General features: G+C 39.2%; 8 protein-coding genes and 1 riboswitch. Of the genes, 6 read left to right on the forward strand and 2 right to left on the reverse strand.

All coding sequences use genetic code 11. The features are described from left to right. The first annotated feature begins 156 nt into the window (after positions 1 to 156). Positions 157 to 1,026, forward strand: coding sequence for a cupin-like domain-containing protein (locus M2408_RS05110; RefSeq protein ID WP_259179865.1), 870 nt, complete (start codon positions 157 to 159; stop codon positions 1,024 to 1,026). A 78-nt stretch (positions 1,027 to 1,104) separates the two neighbouring features. Here the strand turns inward: M2408_RS05110 and M2408_RS05115 are convergent, their stop codons facing one another. Further along, positions 1,105 to 3,990, reverse strand: coding sequence for a PD-(D/E)XK nuclease family protein (locus M2408_RS05115; protein ID WP_259179866.1), 2,886 nt, complete (start codon positions 3,988 to 3,990; stop codon positions 1,105 to 1,107). 9 nt (positions 3,991 to 3,999) lie between these two features. Beyond that, positions 4,000 to 7,350 carry an exodeoxyribonuclease V subunit beta gene (locus M2408_RS05120; protein WP_259179868.1) on the reverse strand — a complete coding sequence of 1,117 codons (3,351 nt, stop codon included), beginning with the start codon at positions 7,348 to 7,350 and terminating at the stop codon, positions 4,000 to 4,002. 521 nt (positions 7,351 to 7,871) lie between these two features. Between M2408_RS05120 and M2408_RS05125 the strand changes: the two genes are divergently transcribed. The 5 genes from M2408_RS05125 (at position 7,872) to M2408_RS05145 (ending at position 14,837) form a co-directional block, all read left to right on the forward strand. Beyond that, complete coding sequence (locus tag M2408_RS05125; RefSeq protein ID WP_108634790.1) at positions 7,872 to 8,393, forward strand: 30S ribosomal protein S16; 522 nt, start codon at positions 7,872 to 7,874, stop codon at positions 8,391 to 8,393. Between the two features lie 228 nt (positions 8,394 to 8,621). Next, positions 8,622 to 9,146, forward strand: coding sequence for a ribosome maturation factor RimM (gene rimM, locus M2408_RS05130; RefSeq protein WP_259179872.1), 525 nt, complete (start codon positions 8,622 to 8,624; stop codon positions 9,144 to 9,146). A gap of 272 nt (positions 9,147 to 9,418) precedes the next feature. Then, positions 9,419 to 10,270 carry a hypothetical protein gene (locus M2408_RS05135; RefSeq protein WP_259179876.1) on the forward strand — a complete coding sequence of 284 codons (852 nt, stop codon included), beginning with the start codon at positions 9,419 to 9,421 and terminating at the stop codon, positions 10,268 to 10,270. A 102-nt stretch (positions 10,271 to 10,372) separates the two neighbouring features. After that, positions 10,373 to 10,475: riboswitch (SAM riboswitch) on the forward strand. Between the two features lie 71 nt (positions 10,476 to 10,546). Then, positions 10,547 to 11,503: a methylenetetrahydrofolate reductase gene (locus M2408_RS05140; RefSeq protein ID WP_120260295.1), complete on the forward strand. Its 957-nt coding sequence runs from the start codon at positions 10,547 to 10,549 to the stop codon at positions 11,501 to 11,503. Between the two features lie 304 nt (positions 11,504 to 11,807). Next, positions 11,808 to 14,837: a DUF2723 domain-containing protein gene (locus tag M2408_RS05145; RefSeq protein ID WP_259179878.1), complete on the forward strand. Its 3,030-nt coding sequence runs from the start codon at positions 11,808 to 11,810 to the stop codon at positions 14,835 to 14,837. Positions 14,838 to 14,874: the final 37 nt, after the last annotated feature.

Raw genomic sequence — 14,874 nt, forward strand, 5'->3', positions numbered from 1 at the left:
GTAATAAAAGTGACATATGTCACTGAGATTTTAATTATATTTCTATTAAATTGTATTGGGGTTATTTGTTCCAATTAAAATAAGGTGTAGACGTTATTTTTAAAATTTGGTAGAGATATTTTTTTTATGTTTGTAATTAAGCAAAATTAGTCAGTCGTGAAGTTAAAGCAAGTTGATAAAATTTCGGGCATTCGATCAGAAGACTTTTTAAAAAACTATCTGAAACCAGGGTTTCCGGTGGTCATCACAGATTTTATTAGTGCTGATAGTCCAGCATTGAAGAAATGGAATTATGATTACTTTAAGGAAATAGCCGGGGATATTAAGATTGATGTCTATGGAAAAGAAGAAGATTCAATGGACCGTGCTGCCAGTGCTCCTGTAGGGCAAATGACATTTGCGGAATATTTGGATCTGATTACCAAGGAACCTACCGAGTTGCGGTTATTTCTGTTCAATCTGCTCAAAATACGTCCTGAGTTAAAGCAGGATGTTATTTATAATGATGTGACCGGAGGAAAAGTGTTGCAGTGGCTACCATTTATGTTTTTCGGAGGAGAGGGGTCTAGCACCCGCAATCACTTTGATATTGATATGTCCCATGTATTCATTTCACAATTTCAGGGACTGAAACGGATCTGGCTTTTTCCGAATGATCAATCGGATCTGATGTATAAGTTACCGTACAACTTTCATAGTATCGCTAATCCGAAGTATAGTAATGTGGAAGAATTTCCGGGAATAGAATATCTGGACGGATATGAAGCTGTGATCCATCCCGGAGAAACATTGTACATGCCCGCAGGGTGGTGGCACTATATACAGTATGAGACCGAAGGGTATTCGATTTCAGTAAGGGCGCTGGCTAATTCGATCAGCGAGAAATTGCAAGGGGCACGAAATCTTTTTATAACCAGACATTTTGATAATACGATGCGGAAGATCTTTAAGGATCATTGGTTTCATTACAAAATAAATACAGCCAAGCGCCGCGCAAATAATGCCATTAAAAGAAATAAACGATAAAAATAAAGGGGATATCAATTGATATCCCCTTTATTTTTATCGTTTATACCTGTTTGATCTACAGAATAACGATCTTTCCTATACCGATTCTTCATTTTCTGCCCATTTGCTCGCTTCTCTGTAGAACAGCGTATAAGGATCGCTGGGGTAGATGGTCGCATCCGGATTATGTCTAAATGGAATTTCAGGATTAAAAATCTCACTGAGTATATTGCCTAGGAATCCAACGAAGTTCTCTTTCTGAAAGGCGAGAAAGTCGGCTGTTAATACACCTTCTTTGCCATTAAACAAAGTTCCTTCCTCACGCATTTTTCGGGCGACATATAGATGTGGCTCCAATTGCTTCCGACCTGTCTTTTGCTCAAATACATAGGCATAGAAAAGTGTTTGTATCAGCGCTTTATTTTCGGTATTAGGTGCAAACACTTGATCGATCTCTCTAAATATTACTGAATCACCTCCTGTTTTGTAATCGACAATCCGACTGATGATACGATCATCATGGGTGACGACTTCGTCGACACGGTCGATGATACCGTATAAAGTAACCTGTTCTTCTTTACCATTTACAGAAATAGGGAACGGAAGTGTGTAATCTGTGTCGTTCTCAAGTTCTATAATACGGATGGCCTTATAATTGGCGATATCATATTCGAGATACATTTTGATATATTCACAGGCAATCTTTAACATGATGCGCTGTAGGCTATTTAAATCACCCGTAGAATTTAATTCAACCTGATATTGATAGCCTATTTCCCGAATAACAAAAGATTCGATCTGATTGAATTGCTGCTGCAGGATATTCGTTGCTGTAAAGTCTTTCTGATCTTTGAAGGGTAGGAATATTTTCTCCATGACATTGTGGATAACAGTCCCCAACTTGTTCATCTCAAATTCCTGTGAAATAGAAGGTGGTTCTTTGATATTCGCAATATGTTTGAGAAAAAATTGCAGTGGCGATTGCAGATAGGTTGTGAGCGCTGTTGCTGATATTCTCTTCTGGTCGACAATAAAGTCCTGATACATCTTTTCCCATACCTCACCCTGTTTTTCGATGATAATCTCTGTTGTTCTGTCTGCGAACTGAATTGTTTGTTGTTGAATTTTGCGTTCAAAATTAAACTTGCTCTCGAACTCAAGCTGTTTGATAAACCTACTTTCCTCTCCTGTTGAACTTTCGTCTACAAGTCCATTGTAAAAAATATGGATCCCCTCACTATATTGAAAGTGTCTATAAAACAAATAGGCTGACAGTGCATCTTGATTTTCCAATATTGGCAGCCCATAGGCTCTTCGCAGGCTGTTTGGGATAAAGGTTGGGGAATTGGATGTTTTAGGTAGGATACCCTCATTTGCACCTAAAATATATACATTGTCAAAATTTAAACAACGGCTTTCCAGAAGTCCCATAATCTGGATGCCTTCCAGCGGATTTCCTTCTATCGCGGAATTTATCGGCGATATGGCTTTCTTGATCAGACCAATCTGGAAGCTGATACTTAAAGGTGCCACTGTCTCAAATCCCAAGAGTAACTGGTTGAGTGTCTTTTTGGTTTCTATCAGCAGGTTGTTGTCAATCTGACGGATGCGTTCATGTGCGGAAATACTATGTAGCAGATCGTCAACAATTGTGATAAGCGAAGGGATCAATTGCGCCGCGTGTACAATCGGAACGAAAAATTGAGGTAGTGAACTTTTGAAATGGAGCTCTTCCAGTGCGATTTCAAATAATTGCTTATCGGCGATTTCTTTCTGAATTTGCAGCTTGTCTTCCAAAGAAACCTGTGTCAAGGGATGATTGATGAATGTCTCAATGGTCTGATAAGAGATCTTGTTCCTCTTTAACTGCGAAATTTCTAAATGTACTTCCATCCATAAATCCAATATACCGTAAATAGGGGATTGGGTTAATGGATAGCCGGTAGTAATGTTGGGATTAACATCTGGAAGACTTTGCAATAAAGGAACCAATAGGTTCTCATCGGCTAATAAAATAGCCGAGGTTTGCTCTTTGTTATTTTGTTTTTCAAGAATGTCATAGAGTAGTTTTGTCTGACTTATTTTTCCTGTGCTTGCATATAAGTTTACCGTTGAGGTTCTGTTGCCTATTATATTGGGGCTACTGCCGAGCGCGTTGACAAGTCCAGTCTGAAAGATATTTCGACGAATGAACAAACCTGCTTCTTGCATATTGTCGTCCAGGTAATAGGAATCTGCATCGAAGTAAAATAGTGCCTTTCCTTCTTCTTGCCATTGACGGAATAATTTAGCTTCGGCCCTATTCAGTGCATTGAATCCAACGAAAAGAATCTGTTTAAAGGATGATGTAAAATCCTGAAGGGTAGCTTTGCTCTCGACTAGATCTCGATAAATCGTCGGATAATTAGTTTGACCGGCGGCTTTAAGCGTTTCTTTAAACCTTGTGTATAATATTGGCAGTCTTTTCCATAATTGTAGAAACCGCTCTTGTACACCGCTATGGCCAGCAATGGAAAAGGATTGCCAAAACTGACGGATAAACCCTTGCTGTTCTTGAGTAAGGTGTTGAAAGGCAATATCAATTTTGGTGTTATCATAAAGCTCCATATAGATCTGATCGATGGGAACCAGATCATAATCCAGTTGTCCAAAGTCACTCAATATAATCTCTGCAATAGGATAAAATTCTTCTAATGTTTCCGGTTCTTTACCCTCAGCGGCCAAAAGTTCGTTATGGATTTTAAACAGTTGAAAGAACTGTCCCAAGGGGCTAGCCTCGGCATCATTGGTCGATAATTTGAAGAATTCCTGTATAGTAAAAAACTGTGGGGACCAGATGGCCTGTCCATAGACATCGGCAAGATGTTTTTTGAGATATGTAATCGGACGTTTATTGTTAAACACGATGGCAATCTCACTCAAATCGTTTCCAAAACGTTGTTGAATATCCGCTGCTACTAATTTTAAAAAGGCTGTTTGCATCGTGATCGTTTATTTTACTTCAATTAATTGATTTGATTTAGCATAGTAGAGGTAAGCTTTGACATTGTTGTAGCCTAGGTTCTCTAAGTTTTTCTTATAGTTGTCAACCTGATATTTATGTCCGATGTAATCCGTTTGTGTAAATTTAAAGTCGAGGACAATTGTCTCTTCCTCTGAAGTGAAGACTTTATCAGGGCGGATGGTTTCTCCTTTAGCGGTAATGATACTGGCTTCATTCCAGATTTTATATTTTCCGGTAAGCCACTGATTGATGATGGGATGGTTCCAGATCCGGTTGATTTCTTGCATCAGGCAGGGCTCTTCCTCTTTTGAGAGTATACCTTCCTGAATCAGCTGACGGATTAATCTGGAAATATCTTTTTCTTTAGCGATCTGAGACATGATTTCATGGGCCAGTATCCCATATTGTGCTGCTTTTTCCAACATCATAATATCGTTGATCGTACGTGTGCTGGACTTCTCTAGGGCCATCTCCAGTTCTTTGGAAATAGGGTAGCGGCTGAGTGCAATGATATTGTCTTCCTGACTTTTAGGGGCGACTCGTTCGATGGTCTGATCGACCTTTATATGGGCATCTTCTAAAGTAAATGGAGCAATAGAGGAATCCAATACTTGATAGAGGATATCGCTTATATATTCATCTTTGATATCATATCCTGTAATTTCGCCGGTCTTTTTGTCCACGGACTCTTTAAATGATGGAGCAGTAATATAGAGGTGTTCAACGGCACGTGTTGTAGCTACATAGAACGTATTTAGTGCATCCATATAATTGAATAGCATTTCCTCAAAATATTGTTTGAAGAACACAGACTTTCCAACTGTTGTTGTATATTTTATGGGAATTTTTCCCAATTGTGCAAATGGCGTATCGTAAGTGTCGATCCAGAAATCTCCATTGATCATCCCGTCCAGATCCCAGGAACAGAAAGGGAGCATGACAACATCATAGGCAAGCCCTTTTGATTTATGGATTGTTGTTACTTCAATTGCGTTTATATCACCATTGGAAGGTAGTACTGCACGATTGCCATCTTCTTCCCAGAATTCTAGAAACTGAATAATTCCACGCTCACCATTGGTCGAGAAAGCTGAAATCATATCCTTGAATGCCAATAGGTAGGGAAGGTGAATGTTCTGTTCCGTCGTGAAGCCATAGATTTCGATGAGTTTTTCTATTAAATGAACCAAAGGCTGTTTTTGCCAAATTTCCCAGGAGTCGATCAATGCGTGGGGAAGAAAATCTTTCAGCGCACGGATGTCGTTTGAAGCAAAGGTTAGCCAAGCGGTTTGATTGACCGTATTTTTCTGGATGGTCTGATAGAGATAGACCATTTTTGCTTTATGTATGCTATGTTTGTCCGAATTGTATACGAGCGCTTTTAATGTTTCAATCAGGAGGAGTACAGCGTCATTGCTGGCCAAGGATAGCGCATCTCCGGAGATGACCTCAAAGCTAAGATTTTCCTCTTTTTTGAAATCCATCAATTTCTGAATAACTAATTTAGCTTGTGCATTACTACGTACAAGGATCCCTATTTGTTTGGCTTGATATCGGCTAGTATGAAACCATTCACCTATCTTCTTACATAAAAGATGAAGAGACTCCTCGATGACCTGATTTCTCCTGTAGCGACCGTCAGACACAGGAATATACGAAATCTCGATGGAGCCCAACTTGTCGAGATTCCCTTTTTTGTGTGCAGGGATTTTCTGTTGACTATTTTCATAAGCTTTAACAAGCATATTATCATTGCCTGAGGCTGCCCACCAATGTTTTCCCTCTTCGCCTAAGTTTTCGTCTACCTTTTCATTGAGAACACGCTGCAGATGCTGAGGGATACTGTTAAAAAGATAATTGTTTAGCTGGATAATATTTGGGAGACTTCTAAAATTGGTGTCAAGACTACCATTTTCAATAAAGCTGGTTTTGGCGCTCTCATCCAAGTGAAACGCATGACCAATTTGCTGTTCGACCTGTTGGAGCAATATGCGCCAATCTCCGTTCCGCCAACGGTATATACTCTGTTTGACGTCGCCAACAATGAGGTGCTCGCTTAGTGTGCCATTGGCATCGGCGAGTGCATTGATCAATAGGGGACTGTAGTTTTTCCATTGAATACGCGAGGTGTCCTGAAATTCGTCGAATAAAAAATAATTGAAGCGATTGCCGATCTTTTCCCAGATGAATGTTGGATCGCTGTTCTCATCGATCCCAAGTTTATTTAACAGGATCTGTGAATCGGAGATTAATTGAGCGCCGTTTTCTTTACGCCATTGGGTCAATAAGTCGCTCATTTCTTTGAGCAAACATAGGTAATACAGATTGTTTTGTACGGCCTGATAAGCAATGTAAGCTGGCAGATTCTCCTGTAGTGTCTGAAAAGACTGTAAGATGGGAGCAAGCGTTGATTGGAGATCGTAGCGTATATTTTTGTCACTATCTGTAAATGCGTCCTCATTGTCAATTAATTGTACATATTTATCCAAGATCTTGGCAATTTCGGAAGAACTTAACTTGTCTGTCTTTTTACTGGTCTTGCTGGCTGAGATAATCTTATTGCGTGATTTTCCCTTGAGCTCATTTTCACTGATGTTGAATCTTTTGAACGTATCGCTGAAAGTTTCGATGGTCAGCGAAAGTGCTTCGGTAAAGGCATTTATTTTTTGTTCGATTTCTTGATTCAGGAGGTTGAAAACTTCTCTTGGGTTAGCTGAATTAATATAGCTGTCAAATTCCTGGAAATTTTCAGAGAAAATAAGGTTGGCTAGGCCCATCAATTGTTGTCGATAGTTCCAGTTTTCATTTTTGGCTATTTTTTTCTCCGCATAGGCGATGATCCAATCGAGGAGGTCGGGGCGTTCATCTAGCAACTGATTGAGCATGATTGTCAATTCATTTTTGACTTTATTGACATTCATTTCTATCTTGTAGGCCGCGTCGAGGTTGAGCTCATAGGTGAAAGCACGGATAACTTTCTGAGAAAAACCATCAATTGTACTGATGGTAAAATGACTGTAATCGTGTAAGATCCGACGGTAGACACGGTAGGATTTCTCCTGGATCAAATAGGTTGTCCAATCGGGTTGCTGCTGCAGCAATAGTTTTCTGAAATCTTCGATTTTGGGACTGATTTCGCCAATAGCTAGGCCGTGGAGAACAGAGAGTATACGTTCTTTCATTTCTGCGGTGGCCTTGTTGGTAAACGTTATCGCCAATATCTCTTTATAGCTGTTTTCATTGGACAGCAATAATGTTAGATAATGTAGTGTCAGACTAAAGGTTTTTCCAGAACCGGCCGAAGCTTTAAGTATTTTTAATGGCGCAACAGATTTCATGGAATGAAGGTAGAAAGTAAAATGTGAATTGGCAAAGAAAATATATTATCTTCATCCTTCTTTAAAATCTGCAAAGATAATATCAAGGGTATTATTTTTCTTGTTTTTATGCTGTATTATTAGTTATTCCTGTCAGAAGGATAATGCAGATGAGTATGATAAGAGGCCCATTTCTGTCGGGAGGGTAGCAATAGGAACAAATGGGATTTAATCCGATCAGCATTCATAAAATGGTTTCCAAAAAATTGGAGATTTTTTTTTGCAGCATTTGAGGAAAAGGAAATTAGAAAGGTGCAGGCAGATTGGCCTAAAAAGACGGACGTACAAATTACTTTAGGCCCTGAGGGAAGACCTTCGGGGATGAGTTGTGTTTTAAACGCTGATTTTGAGGAGACTCACTATGGTGTTCTTCGTGAAGTTTTATTAAATTATGTCTATGAATAAAAAAAAATAACTATCTTTGCATCCCCTCTAGTATGAAGCTCGGGGGATATGTTGAATACATAAAATAAAATTAAGAAATGGCAACTAAAATCAGATTGCAAAGACATGGTAAAAAAGGACGTCCTTTTTACCACGTAGTCGTAGCGGATTCTCGCGCTCCACGTGATGGTAAATTCATCGAACGTATCGGTTCTTACAACCCAAACACAAATCCAGCAACTATCGTTTTGGATTTTGAAAAAGCTTTGGATTGGATGAATAAAGGTGCTCAACCTACTGACACAGCTCGTGCTATCCTTTCTTACAAAGGTGTTCTTTACAAAAAACACTTACAAGGTGGTGTGAAAAAAGGTGCTTTTGATGAAACTGCTGCTGAAGCTAAATTCACTGCTTGGACTGAAGCTAACGAAGCTAGAATCTCTGGTAAAAAAGATGGTTTAGCTCAATCTAAAGCTGATGCTAAGAAAGCTGCTTTAGCTGCTGAAGCGAAGAAAAAAGAAGAAAAAGCTGCTGCTGTAGCTGCTAAAAATGCTCCTGTAGCAGAAGAACCTGCTGCAGAAGAGACTGAAGCTCCTGCATCAGAAGAAACTGAAGGTTAATTCTTTCATAAAGTATTCGAGAAAGCCGACTCAATCTTGAGCCGGCTTTTTTAATAAAATAGTTTATATGTTAAAATGTGATGCTGATTGCTCTAATTTAAAATAGGAGCAGGCTATACCATCATATCTCTATACAAAAAAGTGAAAATTAAACAGATGCTGAATTTACAGTGGAAGCTGGAAAGAAAAGAATCTCAATACTAATATCCCAATACGCAATACTACAAAATGACTATCGATCAAAGTTTTTATATAGGCTATATCAGCAAAACACGAGGTCTAAAAGGCGAGATACAACTGTTTTTCGAATTTGAAGACTATGAGAGTTTGGATATAGAGGTCGTTTTTTTAGAGGTCAACAAAAAGCTTGTACCTTATTTTATCGATGCTATAAAACTGCAGAAAAATAGTACCGCCTACGTGACATTTGAAGATGTTGATCATATCGACAAGGCACAAGTGCTTGTTCACAAAAAGGTTTATCTACCCAATGATAAAATGCCAGAACGGGATCCCGATGATTTTAGATATACGGATTTAATCGGGTTTTTGGTGATCGATGAAACTCATGGTGAACTGGGGGAAATTACGGATGTACAGGAATTTCCACAGCAATTCGTCGCGACAGTTGATATGAACGGTAAAGAATTGATGTTTCCCCTATCCGATGATTTAATCGTTGGCATAGATGGTGAAGAGGAGATTATTGAAGTAGAATTGCCTGAAGGGCTAGTCGATCTTTATAAAGAATAAAAGTGGACAGATGTCTCGTAAATTACCCCTGATTACAACTCGGAATTTACTTTAGAGCGTCGTTCTTAATTCCCATAAATTTGAATGAAAAAGGTCTAAGTTCGTAAAGGAAGTTAAACCTTTTTCGATTCAATAAGTTGAGGATTTAAATCGTATTTTGCTTCATCTGACAAAATTTTTGTTTTGGGACGGTCGGGGATCTCTTACTCTGATGGATTTTGTTTAAATTGGTACTGAATAATCAATATATTGACCATTATAAACGATCTATCTTGAAACTATTACTACTAATTATTTCAGCGATATTCTTATCCTCTTGTGCTTTCTTTGGGAAGAACAAAGAATTTCCGATCGGAAATTATCAGGTTATTTGCGGTTATACCAATGATGGCTACCTAGAGGCCAAAGCTAAGGATCCGCTAAATATTGAACCTGATGCATATTGTGATCATCCGCTTCATTATCGTTCCTTTCTCTCCCTTCAGGATAAAGGACAATTTGTCCTCGCGATAGGTGATATCTTGCTCTATGGCAAATATAGATTTGAAGGGAATAAAATTGAATTGGTGGATGATAAAAAGGGAACCATCTCTTTGGATATAATTCAAGTAAAAAAGAATTTCGTGCAATTGAAAGGTGATTTCTCCCAATTCAATTCAGCCCATTTACCAAATACGGAACGGTTGTTTCTCAATTTCGAATTAGACAAAACACCACTTCGCGAGCAGCCTAGTAAATTTGATAGTGTAGTCAATCTTTGGCGTAATATTCCGACAAGTGCTGAAAATGATCAAGAGGTAAAGGCCCGGGCATTAAACTTTTTAGATTATTCTATAGCATACTTTCAACACATCTCAAATTCTGGCGTCCATAGTGATTATAAGATAGATGGGATTGAATCTCCAATTACTTATGCGCAAAATGGCATTGTATTGAAACAATGGGAAGACGTTCCTGTCTCATGGAAAGAGCTGTTTTACAATGAGGAGAATGCATTGGTTGCCTATAAATATTTAATGGATGGGTTTAAATACGGAGAGAAGGAAAAGTATAGTGTCTCTGGCTTACTGCTGATCACATTCTATTTAAAGAATCTACGTAATTCTCTTTCAACTTTGAAATAATTTGTATGGGAAGATCTGGAAAAAAGACAGCTTTGTCACTATAATTTATAGCTTTTCGAAAAAATGTTTTTGTTGTTTGATTTTTTAAGACGATATTAGCAACGCTTATAGAGAAAGGCCGAGGGACTAGACCCAGTGAAGCCTTAGCAACCTGTATTGTTCAAGGTGCTAAATTCTACCCTGCTCCATGTGGGAAAGATAAGTTACATGCAGATAGACATATCCTCGACTTGTGCGTTTCGATGTAAGCCAACCCAAACTTAAAACAGTTTTTTAATGAAGATTATCGACCATATCCAGAATGCTAAAGGAAAAACATTGTTTTCTTTTGAGCTATTGCCTCCTGCAAAGGGACAGGGCATCCAAAGTATTTTTAAAACAATGGATGAACTGATGGAATTTAAACCACCCTTTATTGATGTAACTTATCATCGGGAAGATTATATCTATAAGGAACATGCAAGCGGGCTGTTGGAACGTGTATCTTATCGCAAACGACCAGGAACAGTGGCGATATGTGCTGCTATCATGAATAAGTATAAAGTGGATGCAGTGCCCCATCTGATATGTGGTGGCTTTACCAAAGAGGAAACTGAAAATGCCCTGATCGACTTAAATTTCTTGGGTATCGATAACGTATTGGTATTACGAGGTGACGCACGCAAAGGAGATGCTGATTTTATTCCAAGTGAAGGCGGACATGCTTTTGCAACGGATCTATTGGAACAGGTAACGGATATGAATAAAGGAAAGTATCTCCATGAAGATATTATCACATCTGAAAAAACCGATTTTTGTATTGGTGTCGCAGGATACCCTGAGAAGCATTTTGAATCCCCTAATTTCAATACTGATTTTAAATATCTGAAGCAAAAAGTGGATATGGGAGCTGAATTTATTGTAACTCAGATGTTCTTTAACGTGGAGAAATATAAGGAATTTGTGACCAAATGCCGGGACAATGGGATCCATGTGCCTATCATTCCAGGCCTCAAACCATTGACGACCAAAAAGCAACTGGTTACTTTGCCGAGAATTTTCCACTTGGATATTCCTGAGGAATTGAGCGATGCTGTTGCAGCATGTAAAACCAATGCTGATGTAAGACAAGTAGGTGAAGAATGGCTTGTGCAACAATGTCAGGAGCTGATTAAATTTGGTGCTCCAGTATTGCACTTTTATACCATGAGTAATCCCGGGCCAACGAAAAAGATTGTCGAAAAGTTAGCCTAAAAAATACCAGAGAAGCGAGGGATTTCCCCTCGCTTTTTTATTGCTCCTATAGACGGTATACTGTTTTGTACTTGTGAAATGAATCCCCATTTGCTCCATGGCCATATGCAGCTTTTGGGATGAAGTATGCCATTACCCCTGCTTTCAAAATCAGCATTTCTCTTTTCACTATAGAAGAGGTCTCTTTCAAAAAATATTTTTTGTTAGACAGTAGTGTTAAATAGTGTTAATTAACATTTTTAAATCGAGATAACTATTTAATTTGAAGTACTAAAAGGAACTAAGATATAGACCAATTGTCCTTATGACGTATAATAAATTAAACTCGCTATTTGGTTTGACCTGTGGCCTCGTTGCTACTTTTGTCTACATTGCTACTGTTGAAAAGACTGTGAGCTGGTGGGATTGTGGTGAATTTATCGCCTGCGCGTACAAACTTGAGGTGGCACATCAACCTGGCGCCCCACTATTTCTACTTATTCAGAATGTTTTTTCCAATCTGGCTTTCGGTAATACAGGGCAGGTCGCCTACTGGATGAATATTGGTTCGGCAGTCTGTAGCGGTCTGACTGTGACATTTTTATTTTGGACAATCACAGCGATTGCCAAGAAGATTTTAAGGAAGCCGCAGCAATCTGCTTTTTCTTACTATTTACAGATCTTTGGAGCGGGTGCAGTAGGGGCTATGACCTTTAGTTTCAGTGATACCTTCTGGTATTCGGCCGTAGAATCCGAAGTTTATGCGATGTCCTCGCTTTGTACTGCGGTGGTTTTCTGGGCGATTTTTAAATGGGAGGCGCGTGCGGATCAGGCCGGAAGTGACCGCTGGCTGATTTTTATCGCTTTCGTCATGGGGCTTTCGATCGGAGTCCACCTATTAAATCTTTTGGCTATTCCAGCCATAGCCATGGTGGTATATTTTAAAAGGACTTCAGAAATTAATTTTAAAGGTATTATAAAGGCATTTTTATTAGGGATATTAGTTCTTGCAGCAATCCTTTGGGGCGTTATTCAGTGGTTGATCGGTTTTGCTTCCAAAATAGATCTATTGTTTGTGAATTCTTTTGGACTAGGATTTGGTACTGGAATTCTTTTGTTATGTCTGCTTTTCGGTGGCTCAATTGTATATGGACTTTTTTATTCCCATAAAAAACGCAAGTATACTTTAAATACAGCTTTATTGGTATTTTGCTTTATTCTGTTTGGTTATAGTTCCTATACCATGGTGCTGATCCGTGGAAAGGCAAATCCATCCTTAAATAACAATGCGCCGGATAATGTCTTTTCATTTTTGGGTTACTTAGGGCGAGAACAGTATACGCGGGAACCTTTGGTTAAAGGGCCATACTATGATTCAAAGGCTGTGGACGTTCAAAGCAAAACCAGTTATCGGAAAGATGAATCCAATTATACGGCATTTACACAGGTTGATAAGTATACATTTGATCGCGAAACATTTTTTCCACGTATCTATAGCCAGGATGCGAATCATCAAGCCTACTATAGAAGTTATCTCAAGTTAAAAGAGGGCGAAAGACCACAGTTCTCCGATAACTTTAAGTTTTTCTTTAATTTTCAATTGGGAGAAATGTATGCACGTTACTTTTTATGGAATTTTGTTGGTAGGCAGAATGACAAGCAAGGCTATGGATCCTACACAGAGGGGAATTGGCTCTCTGGGGTGAAAACGCTGGATAATTGGCGACTTGGCGGGCAACATGATCTTTCGGAGTCACAGCAACATGATCCCAGTCGAAATACATACTTTTTCTTGCCTTTGTTATTGGGGATAGCTGGAGCGATCTGGTTGTACAAAAATAATAAACCCTATACCCTGGTGTTGACTTTGCTATTTGTTTTTACGGGTGTAGCGATTGTTGTATATCTCAATCAGACACCACTGCAACCCCGTGAACGTGATTATGCTTATGCCGGATCTTTTTATGCTTTTGCGATCTGGATCGGACTGGGTACAATTGCACTCATGCGCTTTTTAAAACGTTTTCTCAATAACCGCTATGCCATGGCTACAGGATTATCTTTTGCGCTGTTGGGTGGACCAATTATTCTGGTACATCAAAATTGGGATGATCATAATCGTTCTGAGAAATCCCTAGCCCGGGATGTGGCCCGTAATTATCTAGAAACCTGTGCACCAAATGCAATCTTGTTTACCTATGGTGATCACGATACTTTTCCATTATGGTATCTGCAGGAAGTAGAAGGAGTTCGTCCAGATATACGGATTGTTGTGCTGAGTTATTTAACAGGAGATTGGTATATGCAACAGGCCAAGAAAGCAACTTATAAAGCAGCAGGACTTCCGATTGTGATCCCGGCCGAAAAGACAAAAAAAGGTATTCGGGATTATATACCTTTTGTGGATAGACAGTTGAATGAAGCCGTGGATATCCAGCAGTTATTGCAGTTTGTCACTTCCGATGATCCAGATTATAAAGTACAGCTGAATTCGGGAAATCTGGAGAATTATTTTCCGACTAAGAAGGTCAAATTGGCCATTAACAAAGCTGAGATTTTGAAAAAGAATGCTGTGCCCGCTTATTTCCAGAATGCGGTCGTTTCAACGATGGAATGGGAAATCCCCGCTGACCACTTATCCCGATCGGATCTGACTTTGTTGTCCCTCCTTGAAAATAATCATTGGGATCGACCGATCTATTTTTCGAATATGCTCCCTAGTGATATTAAGTTGGGCTTGGACAAATACCTTGTCAACGAGGGCTTCGCTTCAAGGTTGATGCCAGTTGCTGCGACCAGTGAACAGCAGGCGTCTGCTGGCGAGATGGCAGCTTTGGTCAACGTGGAAGCCTTATATGATAATATCATGCATAAATATAATTGGGGAAATACCAAGAATGCAAAATATTTAGATACGGATTCCTTTCGCTTCTCGAGTATGTATGCGCGGGATATTTTTGGAAAGACAGCACGGTTGCTGTTGGAAAAAGGGCAGGTTAAACAAGCTGGGGAAGTGGCCAAGAAAGCATACGACCAATTGCCTGATCGTGTATATGCGATGTCGGATGCGATTAATTATGTAGATATCGTTGATAGCCTATATCGTTCCGGACAGGGACATCTGGCAGGAAACGTAGTCGATCGAAATTTGGACTATGTTTCACAAAATATGGAATATCTGCACCAGCTGGTATTGGATAAGAAAAATTTGGGCTTTGAATGGAACGATATGCAGCTAGCACTTGATTCGGTCGATCGTTATCGAGAGATCTTATTGGAGGCAAATGATGCTAAGCGGTTGGCACGTGTGGAGGGGCTTAGAAAACAGTATCAGCAATGGTATGGTGTAGAATAAAAAATAAAAGGTCGGAATTGTTTCCGACCTTTTGTTT

The organism is Sphingobacterium sp. BIGb0165, assembly GCF_024810095.1.
Classification (GTDB): domain Bacteria; phylum Bacteroidota; class Bacteroidia; order Sphingobacteriales; family Sphingobacteriaceae; genus Sphingobacterium; species Sphingobacterium detergens.

Excerpts from the sequence above, each read along its gene's own strand:
- M2408_RS05115 (WP_259179866.1), bottom strand. The coding sequence starts at position 3,990 with ATGCAAACAGCCTTTTTAAAATTAGTAGCAGCGGATATTCAACAACGT.
- M2408_RS05125 (WP_108634790.1), top strand. The coding sequence starts at position 7,872 with ATGGCAACTAAAATCAGATTGCAAAGACATGGTAAAAAAGGACGTCCT.
- M2408_RS05120 (WP_259179868.1), bottom strand. The coding sequence starts at position 7,350 with ATGAAATCTGTTGCGCCATTAAAAATACTTAAAGCTTCGGCCGGTTCT.
- M2408_RS05145 (WP_259179878.1), top strand. The coding sequence starts at position 11,808 with ATGACGTATAATAAATTAAACTCGCTATTTGGTTTGACCTGTGGCCTC.
- M2408_RS05140 (WP_120260295.1), top strand. The coding sequence starts at position 10,547 with ATGAAGATTATCGACCATATCCAGAATGCTAAAGGAAAAACATTGTTT.
- rimM (WP_259179872.1), top strand. The coding sequence starts at position 8,622 with ATGACTATCGATCAAAGTTTTTATATAGGCTATATCAGCAAAACACGA.